Annotated in this window: 18 protein-coding genes and 1 other RNA gene; 2 read left to right on the top strand and 17 right to left on the bottom strand. The window is 44.9% G+C overall.

What is annotated here, in order from left to right:
• Positions 1–27: 27 nt before the first annotated feature.
• On the top strand, positions 28–657 hold the full coding sequence (locus BK120_RS07805) for a GTP pyrophosphokinase (RefSeq protein WP_076266910.1): 630 nt from the start codon (positions 28–30) through the stop codon (positions 655–657).
• Between the two features lie 47 nt (positions 658–704).
• Here the strand turns inward: BK120_RS07805 and BK120_RS07800 are convergent, their stop codons facing one another.
• From BK120_RS07800 to BK120_RS07790, 3 genes are read right to left on the bottom strand one after another with little or no spacing between them, the layout of a single operon-like run.
• Entirely contained in the window at positions 705–1,121 is a 417-nt protein-coding gene (locus tag BK120_RS07800) for a hypothetical protein (protein ID WP_083681720.1), read from the bottom strand.
• Between the two features lie 6 nt (positions 1,122–1,127).
• Entirely contained in the window at positions 1,128–1,340 is a 213-nt protein-coding gene (locus tag BK120_RS07795; protein ID WP_076266909.1) for a DUF1540 domain-containing protein, read from the bottom strand.
• 54 nt (positions 1,341–1,394) lie between these two features.
• On the bottom strand, positions 1,395–1,895 hold the full coding sequence (locus tag BK120_RS07790) for a YpuI family protein (protein ID WP_076266908.1): 501 nt from the start codon (positions 1,893–1,895) through the stop codon (positions 1,395–1,397).
• Between the two features lie 184 nt (positions 1,896–2,079).
• On the opposite strand from BK120_RS07790, the gene BK120_RS07785 reads away from it, so the two are divergent.
• Positions 2,080–3,927, top strand: a complete 1,848-nt coding sequence (locus BK120_RS07785) for a S8 family peptidase (protein ID WP_076266907.1) — start codon at positions 2,080–2,082, stop codon at positions 3,925–3,927.
• A gap of 67 nt (positions 3,928–3,994) precedes the next feature.
• On the opposite strand, the gene rnpB is transcribed toward BK120_RS07785, so the two are convergent.
• From rnpB to era, 14 genes are all read right to left on the bottom strand, one after another.
• Positions 3,995–4,401: RNase P RNA component class A (gene rnpB / locus BK120_RS07780), an RNA gene on the bottom strand.
• A 77-nt stretch (positions 4,402–4,478) separates the two neighbouring features.
• Positions 4,479–5,600 carry a Nif3-like dinuclear metal center hexameric protein gene (locus BK120_RS07775; RefSeq protein WP_076266906.1) on the bottom strand — a complete coding sequence of 374 codons (1,122 nt, stop codon included), beginning with the start codon at positions 5,598–5,600 and terminating at the stop codon, positions 4,479–4,481.
• Positions 5,576–6,349, bottom strand: a complete 774-nt coding sequence (locus BK120_RS07770; RefSeq protein ID WP_076266905.1) for a tRNA (adenine(22)-N(1))-methyltransferase — start codon at positions 6,347–6,349, stop codon at positions 5,576–5,578. The genes BK120_RS07775 and BK120_RS07770 overlap by 25 nt, the downstream gene beginning before the upstream one ends.
• Complete coding sequence (locus tag BK120_RS07765) at positions 6,349–7,185, bottom strand: hypothetical protein (protein WP_076266904.1); 837 nt, start codon at positions 7,183–7,185, stop codon at positions 6,349–6,351. Before BK120_RS07765 ends, BK120_RS07770 begins: the two co-directional genes overlap by 1 nt.
• A gap of 126 nt (positions 7,186–7,311) precedes the next feature.
• Complete coding sequence (gene rpoD / locus BK120_RS07760; RefSeq protein WP_053376806.1) at positions 7,312–8,442, bottom strand: RNA polymerase sigma factor RpoD; 1,131 nt, start codon at positions 8,440–8,442, stop codon at positions 7,312–7,314.
• 18 nt (positions 8,443–8,460) lie between these two features.
• The gene (gene dnaG / locus BK120_RS07755; protein WP_076266903.1) at positions 8,461–10,314 is read right to left on the bottom strand and encodes a DNA primase; all 1,854 of its coding nucleotides are present in this window, start codon (positions 10,312–10,314) and stop codon (positions 8,461–8,463) included.
• Between the two features lie 41 nt (positions 10,315–10,355).
• The gene (locus BK120_RS07750) at positions 10,356–10,826 is read right to left on the bottom strand and encodes a YaiI/YqxD family protein (RefSeq protein WP_144376704.1); all 471 of its coding nucleotides are present in this window, start codon (positions 10,824–10,826) and stop codon (positions 10,356–10,358) included.
• Between the two features lie 80 nt (positions 10,827–10,906).
• A complete protein-coding gene (locus BK120_RS07745; protein ID WP_076266901.1) occupies positions 10,907–11,722 on the bottom strand; it encodes a pyruvate, water dikinase regulatory protein in 816 nt (271 codons plus the stop codon).
• Positions 11,723–11,749: 27 nt separating this feature from the next.
• Entirely contained in the window at positions 11,750–13,831 is a 2,082-nt protein-coding gene (gene glyS, locus BK120_RS07740) for a glycine--tRNA ligase subunit beta (protein ID WP_076266900.1), read from the bottom strand.
• Entirely contained in the window at positions 13,824–14,711 is an 888-nt protein-coding gene (gene glyQ / locus BK120_RS07735; protein ID WP_076266899.1) for a glycine--tRNA ligase subunit alpha, read from the bottom strand. The genes glyS and glyQ overlap by 8 nt, the downstream gene beginning before the upstream one ends.
• A 358-nt stretch (positions 14,712–15,069) precedes the next feature.
• Positions 15,070–16,611 carry an MDR family MFS transporter gene (locus BK120_RS07730; protein ID WP_076266898.1) on the bottom strand — a complete coding sequence of 514 codons (1,542 nt, stop codon included), beginning with the start codon at positions 16,609–16,611 and terminating at the stop codon, positions 15,070–15,072.
• Positions 16,612–16,764: 153 nt separating this feature from the next.
• A complete protein-coding gene (gene recO / locus BK120_RS07725; protein ID WP_076266897.1) occupies positions 16,765–17,508 on the bottom strand; it encodes a DNA repair protein RecO in 744 nt (247 codons plus the stop codon).
• A 127-nt stretch (positions 17,509–17,635) separates the two neighbouring features.
• Entirely contained in the window at positions 17,636–17,797 is a 162-nt protein-coding gene (locus tag BK120_RS07720) for a YqzL family protein (RefSeq protein WP_076266896.1), read from the bottom strand.
• A gap of 100 nt (positions 17,798–17,897) precedes the next feature.
• Entirely contained in the window at positions 17,898–18,821 is a 924-nt protein-coding gene (gene era, locus BK120_RS07715) for a GTPase Era (RefSeq protein ID WP_054024225.1), read from the bottom strand.
• Between the last annotated feature and the right edge of the window lie 3 nt (positions 18,822–18,824).

Below are 18,824 nucleotides of genomic sequence, written 5' to 3'. Positions count from 1 at the left end.
AATTGTTATATCAGGAGTGATCTGCGTATGAAAACGAATCAACTAAAGCAATGGGCTCATTTTTTTCTGACTTATAAATTTGCGCTCGATGCTGTAGAAACAAAACTTAACATTCTAAATGAAGAATTTCAATTTATTCATGATTACAATCCGATCGAGCATATGAAGACCAGAATCAAAGCGCCAGAGAGCGTTATGCAGAAGCTTCAGCGCAAAGGGCTCCCTATTACTCTTGAGGATGCCAAAGAGCATATTCGGGATATTGCTGGTGTACGCGTAATCTGTTCCTTCTCTACCGATATTTATCAAATCGTCGACATGATTAGCAAGCAAAGCGACGTGCGTGTCGTTGAGCTCAAGGATTATGTCATCAATCCGAAGCCAAATGGTTATCAGAGCATTCATTTGCTAATTGAAATACCGGTCTTCCTTACCGATCGAACCGAAAATGTGCTTGTAGAAATTCAAATTAGAACGATTGCCATGGATTTCTGGGCAAGTCTCGAGCATAAGATCTATTATAAATTCAATGAGCAAATTCCGCTACATATACAACAGCAGCTCAAAGGCTCTGCCGATATGATTCATCTCCTGGATCGGGAGATGCTCGCTTTGAATGTGGAAGTACAGAAGCACCGTGAGCAAGCTCTAAAATAAAAAAAGCTCCCTCCCGATTTACCGGGAAGGAGCTTTTTTTTATTCGGTTAGGTGATCGCGTAATAAAAAGGGACGATAATTAAATTTAACATTAATGCAATAGCTCCGATCGCCATAGACCAACCGCCTAGTCCGCGTGCGCCTTGTCGGTATGCTATAAAACCAAGTACGACTGATGTTGCACCAATGAGTACAGGCCATAGAAACCAAGACGCAATTGCAAACACAAGTGATACCCATCCAAGAGCATAACCTCCGGACTCGGCATCTACCCGCTCTTCTCTCTCCTCATAACGGTCTTCTTTGCGCTCTGTATGAACCGCTGGATTGTTGATTGCAAAATCAGCAGCCATTTCTTCATTTACATCAATCAAGCGATCCGTCCCCACAACTGGATGGCTTGTTCGTTCAGATCGATCTCGATCATCCAACAATGATTTATAATCGTCTTCATATTTACCCATCGACCATCACTCCTTTGGTTTAAAGGTAAGGCAGCATGTTGACTTTGATTGTTCAGCTTGATCTTGATGAAATAGTCCGAGGTCATCCGCAGCAAATTCTTCTTTAAAATTGGCGCCTGCATGTTGATCGATTTCGATGTTGATTTCACTAGCTCCACAATTATTGCCTTCTTTCCAGAAGTTGCAGTTAGCGACACTACAAGACACGCCTTTTGGCATAAAAAAATCACCTCCACTATCAAGTTTCCCTGACCGGAGGTGATTCATTCTGCCTTATTTTTGTCCTTGCATACGACGCTGAGTCATGTAATCATTTTCGTAATACGCTAATTCATCACGCAGTTCTTCAAAAACCTTGGAAACACTAAGTACGATACCACGAGAATCACGATTCGGTTTAAAGCGGAAACGAATCGCATCTTGGCCAGTATAAGCATAACGGCCATCTTCAGAATAACATTCGTTCTTCGGATAGAAAAACGCGCTTACGCATTGATGGTAAACCTCATACAGCACGCGTTCCGCATAATCTGTATCAAAATTGGGCCGTCTGAGCAATACTCCCAGCTTTTCAACCGAGACTTCAGAAAAGACCAATAAATGTCTCAAATCGGATAAAAGGCCTTTGTAAAAAGTATGTGCTTCTTCTCCATCATCTTCGCCGGTTAATTGGGGCAAGGAATTGTTATTCAGAAACGGTTCCAGTTGGCTTAACGCATCCTTTAGCTTTGTGCGAGTTGATTCCGTTAGTGCTTTGACGTTGGCAGTTGGCATATAGGTAGTTCCCCTTTCATAATCCAAACACACGTAAAAACTACAATCATCACTATCGTACCACAAATTACATTTAAGTGGTACTGGCGATTAACGCTTTCCTTCGCATATTTTAAGCCTTGGAATCCGAACCTATAGATTAGACTTAGCTCTAATATAGAACGATCAATGGAGGGTTTCAGGCATGCATAGAAAATGGATTGGTGGCCTTACAATTTTAGCCTTAGCTGCTCTGCTTATACCAATGACGCCGATATTTGCCCCTAAAGACGTCAAAAAACCGCCGCAAACGTCTAGTTTTTCTGCAAAACGCGAGCATACGCTCAAAATTGCTGCGCTGCAATCCGATATGAAAGCGACAGCGATGCTTTGCTCCACGGAGTGCTCCAAAGATTTTCAGAAGCTGATGAGCTCCAGCATGGGATCAAAAAACGAAGCTGATCAACAAATCAAGCATATGATGCATGAGCATGCGCACATGGCTTATATTAGCTGGATTTCAGGCAATCGCAGCGTTGATCGAGGAGCCCTTCCACAAACAGAAGATCAGAAAGTCAAATCTTATGTTTCTGAAGCAAAATCACAAGTTAGCAAAGGGGCCAAGTTTGAATCCCCTTCTTTCACGGCCAAAAATGGAAGCCGTTATATGGTGCTGGGTGTGCCAGACTCCAAGCATAGTGGAATCGGTGTTGTCGGTGTCATCAAACAAGATATTTTGAAATCCGTAGAACATCATCAAATGCGCAACCTTAGACTTGTACCTTATCCGGCGGAAGGAAATTACAAAATCGAATCCGTGAAACCAAACTCAACGATCGATACGACTGTTCGTACTGGCGAGGATAACGGTAATGCCAGTCATTATCATGTTCGCGACGTCGTTGTCCATTTCGTTAAGCCTCTTTCGGGCAGCGAGCTTGAACAGGTAAAACGCGATATAAATGCGGAGTGGGTTAAACAAGTCGGGGATACTTTTATTTTCCGCTCAAGAAATATTGAAACGGATCAGCTCGTCCGTTATTTCAAGCAAACGTGGAATACCGAATATACAGAACCACATTATTTGTATATGACAAATGAGAGCTCAGCCGCAATCGTTCCAAATGACGCTTTGTACTCAGAGTATCAATGGAATTTGCCTTCAATTGAGACGGAAAAGGGCTGGAGTTTATCTAAAGGCAGTGACAAGGTAATTATTGCTGTGCTTGATACCGGCGTGCAAAGCAATCATCCGGATTTGAAGGGTAAGCTTGCTGAAGGCAAAAATATTGTAGATGAAAATGCAGCTCCCGATGATGATGTTGGCCACGGAACCCATGTTTCTGGCATCATTGGCGCTACCGTTAACAATAATGAAGGTGTTGCCGGTTTATCGTGGTACAACAAAATTATGCCTGTTAAAGTATTGGATAGCAGCGGTGCAGGCTCCACTTACTCCGTCGCTCAAGGTATTATTTGGGCCGTTGATCATGGAGCCAAGGTCATTAATATGAGCTTAGGCAACTATGCGCAGGCCGATTTTCTTCATGACGCGATTAAATACGCCTATGACCATGACGTCGTCATGATTGCAGCAAGCGGTAACGATAATACGGATCGTCCGGGGTATCCAGCCGCATATCCGGAAGTATTCGCTGTTGCGGCTACCAACAGCAGCAAAGAAAAAGCTTCATTTTCTAACTATGGCGATTATATAGACGTTGCAGCACCTGGCGACAGCATTGCGAGCACCTATCCTGGCAGTCAATATGCGGCATTGTCCGGCACATCTATGGCAAGTCCCCATGTCGCGGCATTGGCAGGATTGATTCGGTCCATTAATCCTGAGCTATCCAATGTTGAGGTTATGGAAATTATGAGAAAATCAGCTATTGATTTAGGAGCCAAAGGAAAAGACGATTATTTTGGCTATGGAGAAATCGATGTTGATAAAGCACTGCAAGCTGCCTCAAAGTACGGTGGAGCGCTGCAAACTTATCCCGATCAGGTAAAAAGAAGGCTTGATCGGATTATGAATAAGTACGGGAAGTAATTCAGCAAACACAATAAAGCACCCATCGCATGCGATGGGTGCTCTTTGTTTGTAAGTGTAAGGTCGTGCGGAAAGTTTGTCGTAAGCCGGGTTCTGTACTTCTGGTGGTCCAAACGGGAACGACCCTCCCACGATGAAGCGACAATCATCTATCTAGGCCGTACATTGCTATACGGCTCCAGCAACCAACCCGGACGCGCCTCAGGCTAAGGCTGCAGCTTAGGGGCTGCGGCGTCCTCTCGGTCTTGCTCCAGATGGGGTTTACCAGGAACGTAGTCACCTATGCTCCTCGTGGTCTCTTACACCACGGTTCCACCCTTACCTGTTCCGGCTAAAAGCCGGCCATCGGCGGTCCATTTCTGTGGCACTATCCTTCAGCTCGCGCTGACTGGACGTTATCCAGCATCCTGCCCTGCGGAGCCCGGACTTTCCTCTCGCGGCAACAAGGCCGCCAGCGATTGTCTGTCAAACTTTCCGTGGCATCGTTAAGTATACAAGGTATTTCACAAAAGCTCAACCCTCAATGCCATTCCAATCTAACAATAATTTAACTATACAAAAGTAAACGGTTCTGTGTTCAAGGAAGAAGCAACCGCTGTCGTTTCATATTTACTGCTCACAAGTTGTTCATTCAACCAATTTGCAACTTTCTGCTTCATCACTTTTTCAATGTTATGACCAGGGTCGATGATCGTCATTCCTGCAGCCAGCGCATCATGTGCCGTGTGATAATCAATATCTCCAGTAACAAGCACATCAGCACCGGAAAACACAGCATGGCGTACATACTTGCCGCCTGCTCCTCCGAGTACAGCGGCTTTGCGAATGACTCGGTCGAGTGCTCCAACGACTCTCACTGCTGGAACATCAAACAATTGCTTCGCTTGTTCTGCAAGCTCACCCAGTGTCGTCGGCTCGGCTAGCTTGCCGACTCTGCCCAGTCCAAATGATCTGCCCTTTAAATCGACTGAATATAAATCATAAGCAACCTCTTCATACGGATGTGCTTTGAGCATAGCTTGGACCGTTTTACGGTGGACACTGTGAGGCACGATCGTTTCAATCCGAATCTCATCAGCATGCTCCAGCTTTCCTTCCTCGCCAATGAACGGGTTCGTTCCTTGTCCAGGAATAAATGTTCCTGTCCCCTTTATATTGAAGCTGCAGTTGCTGTAGCTGCCAATTTTACCTGCTCCTGCACGCCACATAGCCTCAAGTACTTGCTCGTGATGGCTCTCTGGTACAAATACAACAAGCTTGTACAGCTTATCCGTATGTACTTCCTCCAAACACTGACGGTTATCCGGCACGATACCGATTAAATCAGCGAGCCAATCATTTATTCCGCCATCTGCCACATCAAGATTGGTATGTGAAATATAAACGGCAATGTCGTTTTTGATAAGCTTCTCGTATAGGCGCCCTGCCGCAGTTGATGTATCCAGCTTGGCTAGCGGCCGATATATGATCGCATGATGAGCGATAATAAGCTCAGCACCTTGCTCTATCGCTTCATCAACAACAGCATCCGTCACATCCAATGCAACGAGGATCTTCTTAATCGGTTTATTTAATGTGCCAAGCTGCAAGCCGATTTTGTCATTCTCAACCGCATAATGCTTAGGCGCAAGCTGCTCCATTAACTGGATCACGGTTTGTCCATTGGCAAGCATTGTAAAACCTCCTCAATCACGTTCATCTCCGCCTGAAACTGCTCGCGTTTACTCGCTGATTCAGCAAGATCTGATCCACCCAGCTGATCACAAATACGCTCAAGCTTATTCAGCTCATGACGCCATTTTTTAAACAATACAGGTTGCGGCTCGCGAAGCAAATACGGACCCATTTGCTTCAAAACACCAAATAGCTTGTCAGCCGCAAGCTTAACCTTCAAGAAGCTGCCATCATAAAGCTCGCTATTGCGCGCTTTAGCATCCGATACACGTATGGCGTGCATCACTTCATAAATTTTTCCGTCTTCTTCGAGAATGCTTTCTGCAGCCAAATACCAATTATGCTTCAATAGCCATTCGCGTACGACTTCTTCACCTACATTAGGCTGCAGCACAAGCTCTACAACCCCTTCTAGCTTGCCTGCCGCATGACCTGCCTCCAATATATCGCTCATAAGGCTGCCGCCCATACCGGCGATTGTGACCGTGTCTGCCTCACCAGGCTGAAGCACGTTCAGGCCATCGCCTTGTCGGACTGTCAAACGAGCAGTCATTCCAGCAGCAGCACCTTGCTTCTTCGCTGCCTCATATGGACCGAGGTTCAACTCTCCTGCGATCGCTGTAGGGCACTTATCGATTTGCAGCAAATATACGGGGAGCATCGCATGATCCGAGCCAATATCAGCTACACGCGAGCCCGCGGTTACGTAATCTGCAATCTTCTGCAGACGCCTTGATAGTTTTAACATTATACAACCCACACCATCCATTGTTTTCGCATTGAAAATAATATTATGCCGCCTATCGCTATTTTGACAATGAGCTGCAGCTGCAACAAAATCGCATCATTTACGAACATGACCGAGTATAGCTCAGGCATAAACCACACGAGCGCGCAGGTTGCAAACAAAACAGCAGATACCGGCTTCGACCAGCGATGTACAAACCAACTGCTCCAGCCAAATAAACAAGCGATAGGCAGCCAGTACAGCTGCACCTCATACCATTTCGAATCCAGCATAAATTGTGACAGCAGCCACGCATAAACAAGTATAGCCGCCAACCATCCACTTAAATGAAGGGCAGGAATGCGAGCCTTGATTCCGTAAACAACCCAAAAGATCGAACAAAAGGCTAATAAGCCTGTTTTCCAGCCCCAATGATCAATAGCATGCAGATTCAACATATACAATCCCCCGCCTAGAAGGAGGAGCATTCCCGTACTTGTTATTGCCAATCCAGCCGACTCATTGCGGCTGCGAAGTCGCTGTCCCGTAAGTAAAAAAACAGCCACTGCGCCGACCACAACAGCCATTTGCAATAACGGATGAAATTCGTTAAAATAAAGCACAACAAAGGAAATTAAGGTAAAAGTTCCAAATGTAAGTAGCCATTGCATACCTGTTGCTCGTTGTACTGCGGCGATTGCTTTTCCAACTGTATGATGCTGTTCTTTAGTTGTTTGGATCGTATCTTGATCAGCATACAAATTCAGCAGAAAGTCACAATATTGATCTGGCAGCAGCTTGCTTCGGCGCCAATGATCAATTTCTTTCACGATAATTTGCCGACGATCCTGGTTCATAAAATCCCGCTATCCTTTCGGTCGACTTGTCTTGCCTGCACAAGTCCGTATGTATGAGGTTGGCATTTTAGAAAAAAGACCTCGCTGCACGAGCAGAAAGGTCAATATACTAAACATCAAGTTTTTTTATTCGAGGAAATCTTTCAAACGTTTGCTGCGGCTTGGATGACGCAGTTTGCGAAGTGCCTTGGCTTCAATTTGACGAATACGCTCACGCGTAACACCAAACACTTTGCCAACTTCCTCAAGCGTTCTCGTGCGTCCATCATCAAGTCCGAAGCGAAGACGAAGTACATTTTCTTCTCTTTCAGTCAATGTATCGAGCACGTCTTCCAGTTGCTCTTTAAGCAGCTCATACGCAGCAGCATCTGCTGGAGCAAGAGCTTCTTGGTCTTCAATGAAATCACCTAGGTGAGAATCATCTTCTTCCCCGATTGGAGTTTCAAGCGATACCGGTTCTTGTGCGATCTTCATAATCTCGCGAACCTTCTCGGTGCTTAGCTCCATCTCCGCAGCAATTTCCTCCGGTGTCGGTTCGCGTCCAAGTTCTTGGAGCAATTGACGTGATACTCTAATTAGCTTGTTGATCGTTTCCACCATATGAACCGGGATACGAATTGTTCGTGCTTGGTCAGCAATGGCGCGAGTGATCGCTTGACGAATCCACCATGTTGCATACGTACTGAATTTGAAGCCCTTCTGATGGTCAAACTTCTCAACTGCTTTAATAAGTCCCATATTGCCCTCTTGAATCAAATCAAGGAACAACATGCCTCTACCTACATAACGTTTCGCAATACTGACAACAAGCCGCAGGTTCGCTTCCGCAAGTCTACGTTTTGCTTCCTCATCACCATTCTCGATACGTTGTGCAAGTTCAACCTCATCATCTGCAGAAAGTAGTGGAACTCGACCGATTTCTTTCAAATACATACGTACCGGGTCATTAATTTTTATACCCGGCGGCAAAGCTAGATCATCATCAAAGTTAAAGTCGTCCTGTTCGCGCTCTTGCTCTTCCCCTTGGGCAGCGAGTGGATTTTCTTCGTCATTTTCGTTCAGTACCTCAATCCCAAAATCATCGAGCTGTTCGAAAAATTCATCAATTTGTTCAGGGTCTTGATCGAACGGAGCCAACTTATCCATAATTTCTTTATACGTCAAAGATGACCTCTTTTTGCCTTGCTCAATCAATTGGTCCTTCACATGATCCAGTTTTTGTTCGGTATCTAGTTCAGTATGTTGATCATTCGCCATATTCCGACTCCCTCCCCCCTAGAAACGATCTTCCTGTCGTCCTTTGAGCTGTCTCTCTAGGGTTATAATCTCACTTGCTATTTGTGCTGCTGCCAAAAAATCTCCGGTACGCTCAGCACGCACCATTTCTTCTTTCTTGCGTTCAATATCACGATACTGCGGTACTTTAATAATGTCCTGGATATATGCGTCCATCATCGTATCATCGAACGGAAAGTCACCGTCCATCATCAAAATCGATGCAGCTGTACGTTCTAATCGGTCATCATGCAGCGTTGCAATAAAGCGGCTAACATCCGGATCATAGCCTTGTGCAAAATAAGCGTATAAATAAGCAGCAAGAGCTGCGTGATCCTCTACATTAAACGCATCGCCGAGTCGTTCATGAACCGATTGCGCTACCTCTCGATCCCGCATCATAACGTGCAGCAACCTTCGTTCTGCATGTGTGAAAGCAGGCATAAGAGTAGGTGGTCCAGACTTTCGGGGCTTTTCATTCCTACCATTATTCCACGAATTGTCGTTATTATCCCCTTGCGGTTTCTTTTTTTGCAGCTCCTGTCTAATTTGATGACAGTCCTGTTTCAAAGCATCCAGTGAGATTTCGAACTCTCGTGAAATTTCCTTCAGGTAGACCTCGCGTTCTGTTGAAGAATCAAGCTCTGCAACAATTTGTACCGCTTCAAGCAGATAGTTCTTTCTACCTTCTTCTTTTAGCAGTATATGGTTTTTCCTTGAATATATAAGCTTAAATTTTGTCACCGATACCGGCTGATCCATTATCTCTCGCAAGAAATACTCCGGACCATATTCGCTTATATAATCATCGGGATCCTTTCCTTTCGGAAGCATCGCCACCGATACTTTGAGGCCTGCGCTTTCAAGCATCGGAATTGATTTGAATGCTGCTGCTTGTCCTGCATCATCACCGTCATAACATACAATGACTTCTTCGGCTTGTCGTTTTAGAATAGCGCAATGTTCTTCGGTCAAAGCCGTTCCCATCGTGGCAATCCCATTTTTTACGCCAGCGCTCCATGATTTAATGACGTCCATGTAACCTTCAAACAATACAACTTGCTTACTCTTTCGAATAGATGGCCGCGCATAGTGCAGATTGTAAAGTGTTCTGCTTTTCGTAAACAGCATCGTTTCCGAGGTATTCAAGTATTTCGGCTGTCCTTCGCCTATAATGCGACCCGCAAACGCGGTAGCTTTGCCGTCTCGATCCCATATCGGAAACATAATGCGATTTCGAAACCGATCCACATATCCACTCCCGTCAGATTTAGCCGAAAGCAATCCGCCTTTTTCCATCAATGCAAGATCAAACCCACGATTCGTTAAAAACCGGGCCAGCAAGTCCCATTCCTCAGGAGCGTAACCAATCATAAAATGATCAATCAGCTTATCACTAAGTCCGCGATCCCGCAAATATTGTTTTGCCGCTTGTCCTTGCTTCGTGTTATTCAGCACATGATGATATAGCTTAATTGTCAGCTCATGCGCCTCAATGATCTTGGCTCGGTCTGCATCATGCGGCGTGGACTTCACTCCATCTGGTGATGCCCAGGTTACAGGCATTCCCGCATCCATCGCCAGCACTCGAACAGCTTCAGGAAACGAATAACCTTCCATTTCCTCAAAAAAACGAATAACGTTGCCGCCCTTACCGCAGCCGTAGCAATGGTAAATTTGGAGCTCCGGCGTCACTGTAAATGAGGGAGTCTTCTCCGAATGGAACGGACATAACCCCTTCATATATTTGCCGTGCTTCGTGAGATGAACATATTTCCCGACCGTCTCTACGATGTCATAATGCTTGCGAACCGCATCAATGACCTCTTCCGGTATTTTATTACCGTATGTCATCGTTCATCACCTTCATCCTAGTAACACGTAAATAATATTCGCTATACGTCATGGTTCTCCTGCTCATTTCGTAAAACTTTTGTCAACTTTTGTTGAAACCGTGCACGATCGTCGTTGTTCATCGCTTTTGGCCCTCTTGTTTTGCCTCCGGTACGGCGACGTTTCGCAAGTTCGTGTCTACGTTCCATCAAATAATCAATGTTCTCATCGGTATATTGTTCTCCGCGAGGAGACAATACGACAGCGCCTTTGCCGATTGCTATGCATGCCAGTCCAAAATCTTGTGTAACGACAATATCTCCACGCACAATATGGTTCACAATGTATAGATCGACAGATTGATTGCTTCGGTCCACCTGTACAATATCTACACCAGGCTGAGGCTCCAGCCGATGGTCGTGAGAAGCAACCATAAGCACTCCTACAGAAAAGAGTCTTGCCGTTTCACCAATTTCCGTTTTTACCGGACATGCATCCGCATCGACCACAATGGTAGGTTTTTGTTGACGAATAGAAAATCACCGCTCGGTTTCAAATTCTTTTCCTATACTATTATATACGGCATAACTCTAAAAAATCCTTCCGCTTGACATTATGGCAAACGTACATATTCCATAATCAAACTTGCTGTCTCTTCAACGGCTCGATGTGATACGTCAATCACAACGCAGCCTAGCTGCTTCATAATAGTATCGGCATAAAGCAGTTCCTTTTCAATACGATCAGGAGTCGCATAAGATGCATTATTCGGTAAGCCAAGTGCTTTAAGGCGTTCTTTCCGTATTGTATTTAAGTATGGAACACCTATTGTAAGCCCAATTATTTTGCGTTTTGGCAGCTTAAACAATTCGTCTGGCGGCTTTAGCTCAGGGACTAGCGGCACATTAGCAACTTTGAACTTCTGATGCGCGAGGTACATCGATAAAGGCGTTTTTGACGTGCGTGATACGCCAACGAGTACAATATCTGCTTTTAGTACGCCGGATGTATCTCTCGCATCATCATATTTTACCGCAAATTCTACAGCATCTACCTTTTTGAAATAATTGGCATCAAGCACATGATTAAGACCAGGCTCTTGACGTGATTTCCGCCCAGTCCGCTTCTCCAGCGTCTCGATAAAAGATCCCAAAAGATCGATCGCGGTTACGCTGTATGCCTCTGCAAACTTTTTCATGCTGTCGCGAAGATGCGGAATAACGAGTGTATAGATCACTATTGCATCAACTTGCTGCGCCTGCTCAATAATTCGCAGCAAGCCTGCCTCTTCCGTTACAAAAGGGGCTCTGCGGATATCGGTATGAAGTGGATGAAATTGCGCGATTGCTGCGCGTACAACAAGCTCCCCTGTATCACCAGCTGCATCGGAGACGACATATACGATTACTTCCGGATTAGAACGAGACATGATCTATCATCCTCCTTACGGACTCAATTACCAAACGAGCTTCGAGAAATCTGCAATAATCGCAATATCTTCTGCGATACCAGCAAGCGTTGACAATCGATTCGCACGAACAGCCTCATCAGGTGCCATGACCATAACATTCTCAAAATAGTTATGAATAAACGGCTTCAACGATGATAAAGATTGTAACGCTCTTGAAATATCTCCCTCATCAATCGCTTGTTTAAACGTTGGACGCTGCGCTAGCCATGTTTGATACAGCTCTGTTTCCACCTGTTCTGCGAACAAAGCTGGATCAACCGCTGCACCAGCAGCTTTGGAGCCCAAATTGCTGACACGGTTAAATTGCTCGACAGTTAGCTTAAATTCAGTGCGGTCGCTGCTTGCAGCAAGCGCTTGAACGACGCTCGCACGCTCGATGGTCGATTTCAGATCTGCAAAACCAGAAGCCATAACGGCGTCTACAACATCATAACGAACGCCTTGCTCGGACAATACGTTCTTAACGCGAAGCGCAAAGAAATCAGAAAGATCTTTGCGGATTTCAGCAGCGTCGCGTTTAAGGCCGCGGTTCTCATGTACGGATAGCGCCGCATCATACAAATCGTTTAGCTCCAGCTTCAAGCCGTGCGCCAAAATAATTTGAACGATACCTGCTGCTTGCCTGCGAAGGGCATAAGGATCTTGCGAGCCTGTCGGAATGATGCCGATCGAGAAACAACCAACGATGGTATCGATTTTGTCTGCTAAGCTTACGATTGCTCCTGTTAATTCAGATGGAGCTAGATCTCCGGCAAAACGCGGCTGATAATGTTCATTAATGGCTTTCGCCACTGAAGCTCGCTCTCCTGCTTTAAGAGCATAATCTTCCCCCATAATGCCTTGCAGTTCAGGGAATTCATAAACCATTTGGGATACGAGATCGAATTTGCAAATATCAGCTGAGCGGCTAATGTCGCTGGACGTTTGCTCATCGATCAGCAAATGCTTGCTCAGAAGATCAGCTGTTGCACGAATGCGTCTTACCTTGTCAGCTACTGAGCCTAGTTCTTCGTGATATACGATATTCTCAAGCTTCGAGAGAGCATGCTCTATCGTCAGCTTGTGATCTTCTTCATAAAAGAATTTGGCATCCGATAGTCTTGCGCGCAGTACTTTTTCATTACCTTTCGATACTAGCTCGATCGACTTAAGATCGCCGTTGCGAACCGTGACGAAAAACGGAAGAAGCTCTCCTTCGCTGTTGAATACCGGGAAATACCGTTGATGCTCACGCATCGATGTAATAAGCACTTCTTGCGGAATGTTAAGAAATGCTGGGTCGAAGCCGCCAAACAATACATTTGGATATTCAACTAAAAATACAACCTCTTCAAGCAAGTCTTCCTTTATTGCAATTTCCCAGCCTTTTTCTTTGGCCAGACGATCGATCTGAGCTACAATCAGCTCTTCACGTTCACTGACATCAGCAAGAACATGCTGTTCGCGCAGGCGTTCAACATATTGAGCAGGTTCTTGTACAGTAGCATCATTGCCAAGGAAACGATGTCCGCGTGTTGTATTGCCAGTTTGTACTCCTGTAATTTCAAAAGGAATCACATCTTGACCAAATAGTGCAACCAACCAGCGGATCGGTCTAACAAACTTTAGCTCATGATTGCCCCAACGCATGTTTTTCGGGAAAGACATCGAAGTAATCAAGCTGAGCAAGCCATCTGGCAGTACCGCTGCTGTGTCTGTACCGATGCTGCTTTTGGTAGCATAAACATATTCAACGCCAGCTAGTTCTTGGAAATACAGCTGTTCAGGCTCAACGCCTTGGCTTCTAGCAAATCCAAGAGCAGCTTTGCTCCAATTGCCTTGGTCGTCTTGAGCAATTTTACGAGAAGGGCCTTTAGCTTCCTCATTCATATCCGTTTGCTTCTCAGCTACGTCGTTGATTAGAACAGCAATTCGGCGTGGTGTAGCATACACATTTACAGCGCCGTGTTCGATTCTGGAGTCCGAAAGCCACTTCACCATTTTATCCTTTAGCTGGTTCATCGCACCGCGAACGAACCGAGCAGGCACTTCTTCAAGTCCGATTTCAAGCAACAAATCTCTAGTCATGCTGCTCCACTCCTTTCTTCAGCAAAGGGAATCCAAGACGTTCTCTTTCCTCGTAGTATGTCGATGCGCAAGCACGCGCTAAATTTCTTACCCGTGTAATGTAGCCCGTTCTCTCCGTTACGCTGATTGCGCCGCGCGCATCGAGCAGGTTAAAGGTGTGCGAGCATTTTAATACGTAATCGTACGCTGGAAACACAAGATGATGCTCCATCGTTTTTTGAGCTTCCTGCTCATACATGTTAAATAATGAGAACAGCATTGCTGTATCCGATGTCTCGAATGTATATTTGGAATGCTCATACTCTGGTTGTTTGAAGACGTCACCGTAGGTTACTCCTTCAACCCACTCCAAATCAAACACATTCTCTTTTTGTTGAATATAAGAAGCCAAACGCTCCATACCATATGTGATCTCTACAGCGACAGGATTAGCATCAATGCCGCCAACCTGTTGGAAATAAGTGAATTGCGTAATTTCCATGCCGTCCAGCCATACTTCCCAGCCTAAACCCCAAGCGCCAAGAGTTGGCGATTCCCAGTTATCCTCAACGAAACGGATATCATGCTCAAGTGCATCAATGCCTAGCTGCTTCAAGCTTTCCAAATAAAGCTCCTGAATATTGTCAGGCGATGGCTTCAAAATAACTTGGAATTGATGATGCTGGTATAAACGGTTTGGGTTCTCACCATATCGACCGTCCGCTGGACGTCTTGATGGTTCCACATAAGCAACATTCCAAGGCTCAGGACCAATCGAGCGTAGAAACGTCATAGGGTTCATCGTTCCTGCACCCTTCTCAACGTCATAAGGTTGTACGAGAATACAATTTTGTTCAGCCCAGAACTGCTGCAAAGTCAAAATCATTTTTTGAAAATTCATAACTGACCCTCTCCTTCTTCCTCTGTTTTGTGTCCGTAAAAGCGAAGCAGGCAAAGGCGTTTATACGCAAAAAACTCCCGTCTCTACGCCTGCTCCCAGACGTAGGGACGAGAGTTGTAATCCCGCGGTTCCACCCTACTTGGTCAGCTCCTTAAGAGCTAGCCCTCTTTGCTTGTATACGACTCCGGAGTGCCTTTTCATCGTTTTGACCGTCTGGGCTTTCACTTTCCCCAGCTCGCTAACCAAGTCCGCTTAAAACGATTACTTTCTCCATCACTGCCCAATATTCATATTGCATTATTTTATGCTTCTTTATGCCAATTGTCAAACATCGTTCCTAGGTATCATACTAAAGCCGCTAATGTGCACGAATCTCGTCTGTATTAGACGTTTTCCCGTCACGTTTGCCAATAATATCTTTCATACCCGTATTCCCCATCATCAAAACACAAACTAATGCGAAGCCTGCGGGAACAATAGACCAAACAAACGTTGTTGATACTGAATCTGACAAAGCGGCAACAATTTTCTCCATGACTGGAGCCGGTATTTCCGCACGCTTCTCCGGCGATAACAGCTCACGTGCATTTTCTGTCATCGGAGCTGTTCCTTCCCCACCTGCAAAAGCATCTGTCATACCCTTTGTAAAGTGGTTACGCTGAATAATGCCGAATACCGTAATCCCCACTGTCATGCCTAATGAACGAATGAAGGACATCGTAGATGTGGCGCTTCCTCTTTGCCTCATATCGAATCCATGAATGGAGGACATACCAAGCACAGAGAATGAGAAGCCGATACCAAATCCAGTTAAGAACATATACACGGACAACATAAATCTTGTTGTTTCCGGCGTAATGGTGGATAGCAAGAAAATACCTGTAATAAAAATAACAGCTGAAATCATCATGACGCTGCGATAGGACATTTTGTTAACTAATAAACCACCGAGCTGCGCCGCAATAACTGATCCCAAGGTCATAGGCAGTAGAGTTAAACCTGCACTAACCGCTGTTCCGCCGAATACGCCTTGGACAAACATCGGGATATATAGAGCTGCTGTAATAAACGCCGCTCCGTAGAACAAGCCAGCTCCTGTACTTGCTGCAAACAGTCTTTGTTTGAACATATTAAACGAAATGATTGGTTCTGCTGCCTTCGTTTCCACGAAAAGAAATATGCCGAGTAAAACCGCAAAGCCAGCAAATAAACCAATAATTTGCAGTGAATCCCAAGCAAACTCAGTTCCACCGAGCTCAAGTGCAAACATGAGACAGACGATAGAGCCCACAAGTGTCGTTGCTCCCCACCAGTCGATCTTTTGCTTGGCATGAGAAAGCGACTCTTTGTAATAAATAACGATAAAAGCAAGTGCCACAAGACCAATGGGTACATTGATGTAAAAGATCCAGCGCCAATTGATATATTCCGTTAAGTATGCGCCTGCAAGCGGTCCAAACAAGCTTGAGGTACCAAATACAGCACCGAACAATCCACCCATTTTACCGCGTTTCTCTGCTGGAAAAATGTCAAATACGATTGCAAAGGCAATTGGCATCATCGCACCGCCGCCAATACCTTGAATAGCACGGTAAATGGTCAGCTGCGTAATCGATTCAGCCGTTCCGCAAAGAACAGAGCCGATTAGAAATAAAGAAATACCTAAAACAAAAAAACGTTTTCTCCCATACATGTCAGACAATTTCCCGAAAATCGGCATGCCTGCCATCTCAGTTACCAAATATGCAGATGTAACCCATACATATTTGTCCAAGCCGCCTAGATCGGATACAATCGTTGCCATTGCTGTCGATACAATCGTATTATCGATTGATGCGACCAGTATACCAAGCAAAAGTCCGGCCACAACAAAGCCCAGTCTATTTTGTCCTGTAGACATCAGGTCAACCCCTCCAATTACTATGAATCTCAAACAACCTCATCTATCATAAATCAATTTCTTAGATGATGAAATCATGCAGAGGAATGAGCCTTCCCTCCGTCTTGAGACCGATAACAAACCAAAAGCACCCATTTTAAGAAATGAATTTCTTTACATTAATTTATCGAGCTGATCAAGAAAATTACGCGACTTCAACTGCATTCCTAAATGAGTGTCTAACAGCTTACGCATAGCAATTTTAAGCTCTGCTTTTGTCTCAGGCTTCACTTGAATTGAACCAAGTCTTCTCATATCCATCCTGCGGAACAAACGAAGCAGCTTATAAGCACCCTCACCTAGCGAAACCGCATGAGGATCTTTGCCAGTACAACGCGAGCATAATATTCCACCCGCATAGGGAGAAAGTTTAAAAGGACCTACAACGTTACCGCAGCTTACACACTCATCAAGTGCAGGAGCATAACCAGACAAGTCCAAAATGCGCATTTCATAAAGATGAGAAACGATTTGCGGGTCTTTGCCTTCTTGAAGTGCTGAAAGACATGCTTTTAGCTGTTCAAAATGAAAGCCCGTTGCCTCGTCGTCCTGTATTGAACGATCCGTCAATTCTGCTACGTAAGAGGAATAAGCAGCCAAATCAAGCTTCTCACGCAAAACATGGTGAGATTCAATAATCTCACCATGATTAAGCGTGCCAAGCCCGCTGCTTCGGAAATAAACAAACTCTCCATATGTAAACGGCTGTGCGAGCGAAGAATGTTTGCTTTTCACCTTTTTCGCTCCGCGTATAAGTACGCCCGCTTTTCCATTTGTCTTCGTCAGCAGTGTAACAATTTTATTGCCTTCCCCGTAATCCATGCTTCGCAGCACAATTCCCTCGACACGATACAACATAATGCAAACTCTCCCCTGAAAGCAGAAACGTATGTTTACCGTCCCATGGCGGCAAACATACGTTTAGCTGTTAAAAACACAAAAGCTCTATACTTGATCAACCGATTCAAATAATGCCATTGATACGTTAGACAGATGTGTCCTCGAGGTCCAGCTCGGCAAGCTCATCCTGATTTCCTACTAACGCATCGGAGCTGCCTTCTGCTCCGTATTGGTGTATTTCCTTGTATAACATGAAAGACTCGACATCCCCGGTCAACGTAAAATACTTCCACGAAAAATTCCGCATACGTATTCATCCCTTTCCGTCCCCTGAAATGCTGCTTCAGACGTTAATAGGATGCGATAAACCGTTCATGTCTATCCTTAACAAAATACGTCAATTATGCTTATTCGTTCCGGTAACCAAGATCCTTCAGTACGCGCTCCTGATTGCGCCAATCCTTCTTCACTTTTACCCACAGCTCAAGAAAGATGCGTGAGCCAAGCAGCGCTTCGATATCTTTTCGAGCTTGTTTGCCAACTTCCTTCAGCAGATCGCCTTTTTTGCCAATGATGATCCCCTTCTGAGAATCACGCTCTACAAAAATAACCGCGCCGATATAAACGACTCCATTTTCCTTAACGCGCATATCCTCAATTGTCACTGCAATTGAATGCGGAATTTCCTCACGCGTCATATGCAGTATTTTCTCGCGAATAAGCTCCGAACAAACAAATTGCTCAGGGTGATCAGTAATTTGATCTGCTGGATAATATTGTGGTCCTTCAGGCAAATAACGTGTCAGCTGTTCAAGTAAGGTTTCCACATTATTGCCCTTAAGCGCTGAAATTGGGATAATTTCCGCAAATTCATGTAATGCATTATATTGTGTAATCATCGGCAGAAGCTGTTCAGGCTCTACTTTATCGATTTTGTTCATTACTAGGAAAACAGGTGTTTTCACTTTTTTCAATTGTTCGATAATGAAACGGTCACCGCCGCCAAGTCCCTCAGACGCATCGATTAGAAAGAGCGCTGCTTCCACTTCACGAAGCGCGCTTTCCGCGGTTTGCATCATATAATTCCCAAGCTTGGATTGTGGTTTATGAATACCAGGTGTATCAAGAAACACGATTTGTGTGTCATTTGTCGTATAAACACCATGAATTTTATTCCGTGTCGTTTGTGGCTTATCTGACATAATCGCAATTTTTTGACCGATAAGATGGTTCATCAGCGTTGATTTACCAACATTTGGCCTGCCGATTATAGCTACGAAACCGGACCGAAATTTTTTGTTGCTGCGTTCATTTGATGTTTTTTGATTCATATT

This window comes from Paenibacillus sp. FSL A5-0031 (assembly GCF_001956295.1).
Taxonomy (GTDB): Bacteria; Bacillota; Bacilli; order Paenibacillales; family Paenibacillaceae; genus Pristimantibacillus.
This window is presented reverse-complemented; position numbering and strand designations above follow the sequence as displayed.

What these genes read in the sequence shown, in the direction of transcription:
- BK120_RS07730 (WP_076266898.1), bottom strand. Translation starts at nt 16,611, where the DNA reads ATGTCTACAGGACAAAATAGACTGGGCTTTGTTGTGGCCGGACTTTTG.
- BK120_RS07770 (WP_076266905.1), bottom strand. Translation starts at nt 6,349, where the DNA reads ATGTTAAAACTATCAAGGCGTCTGCAGAAGATTGCAGATTACGTAACC.
- BK120_RS07745 (WP_076266901.1), bottom strand. Translation starts at nt 11,722, where the DNA reads ATGTCTCGTTCTAATCCGGAAGTAATCGTATATGTCGTCTCCGATGCA.
- BK120_RS07790 (WP_076266908.1), bottom strand. Translation starts at nt 1,895, where the DNA reads ATGCCAACTGCCAACGTCAAAGCACTAACGGAATCAACTCGCACAAAG.
- BK120_RS07795 (WP_076266909.1), bottom strand. Translation starts at nt 1,340, where the DNA reads ATGCCAAAAGGCGTGTCTTGTAGTGTCGCTAACTGCAACTTCTGGAAA.
- BK120_RS07800 (WP_083681720.1), bottom strand. Translation starts at nt 1,121, where the DNA reads ATGGGTAAATATGAAGACGATTATAAATCATTGTTGGATGATCGAGAT.
- recO (WP_076266897.1), bottom strand. Translation starts at nt 17,508, where the DNA reads ATGTTGTATCGTGTCGAGGGAATTGTGCTGCGAAGCATGGATTACGGG.
- BK120_RS07775 (WP_076266906.1), bottom strand. Translation starts at nt 5,600, where the DNA reads ATGCTTGCCAATGGACAAACCGTGATCCAGTTAATGGAGCAGCTTGCG.
- dnaG (WP_076266903.1), bottom strand. Translation starts at nt 10,314, where the DNA reads ATGACATACGGTAATAAAATACCGGAAGAGGTCATTGATGCGGTTCGC.
- rpoD (WP_053376806.1), bottom strand. Translation starts at nt 8,442, where the DNA reads ATGGCGAATGATCAACATACTGAACTAGATACCGAACAAAAACTGGAT.
- glyQ (WP_076266899.1), bottom strand. Translation starts at nt 14,711, where the DNA reads ATGAATTTTCAAAAAATGATTTTGACTTTGCAGCAGTTCTGGGCTGAA.
- BK120_RS07805 (WP_076266910.1), top strand. Translation starts at nt 28, where the DNA reads ATGAAAACGAATCAACTAAAGCAATGGGCTCATTTTTTTCTGACTTAT.
- BK120_RS07765 (WP_076266904.1), bottom strand. Translation starts at nt 7,185, where the DNA reads ATGAACCAGGATCGTCGGCAAATTATCGTGAAAGAAATTGATCATTGG.
- glyS (WP_076266900.1), bottom strand. Translation starts at nt 13,831, where the DNA reads ATGACTAGAGATTTGTTGCTTGAAATCGGACTTGAAGAAGTGCCTGCT.
- BK120_RS07785 (WP_076266907.1), top strand. Translation starts at nt 2,080, where the DNA reads ATGCATAGAAAATGGATTGGTGGCCTTACAATTTTAGCCTTAGCTGCT.
- era (WP_054024225.1), bottom strand. Translation starts at nt 18,821, where the DNA reads ATGAATCAAAAAACATCAAATGAACGCAGCAACAAAAAATTTCGGTCC.
- BK120_RS07720 (WP_076266896.1), bottom strand. Translation starts at nt 17,797, where the DNA reads ATGCGGAATTTTTCGTGGAAGTATTTTACGTTGACCGGGGATGTCGAG.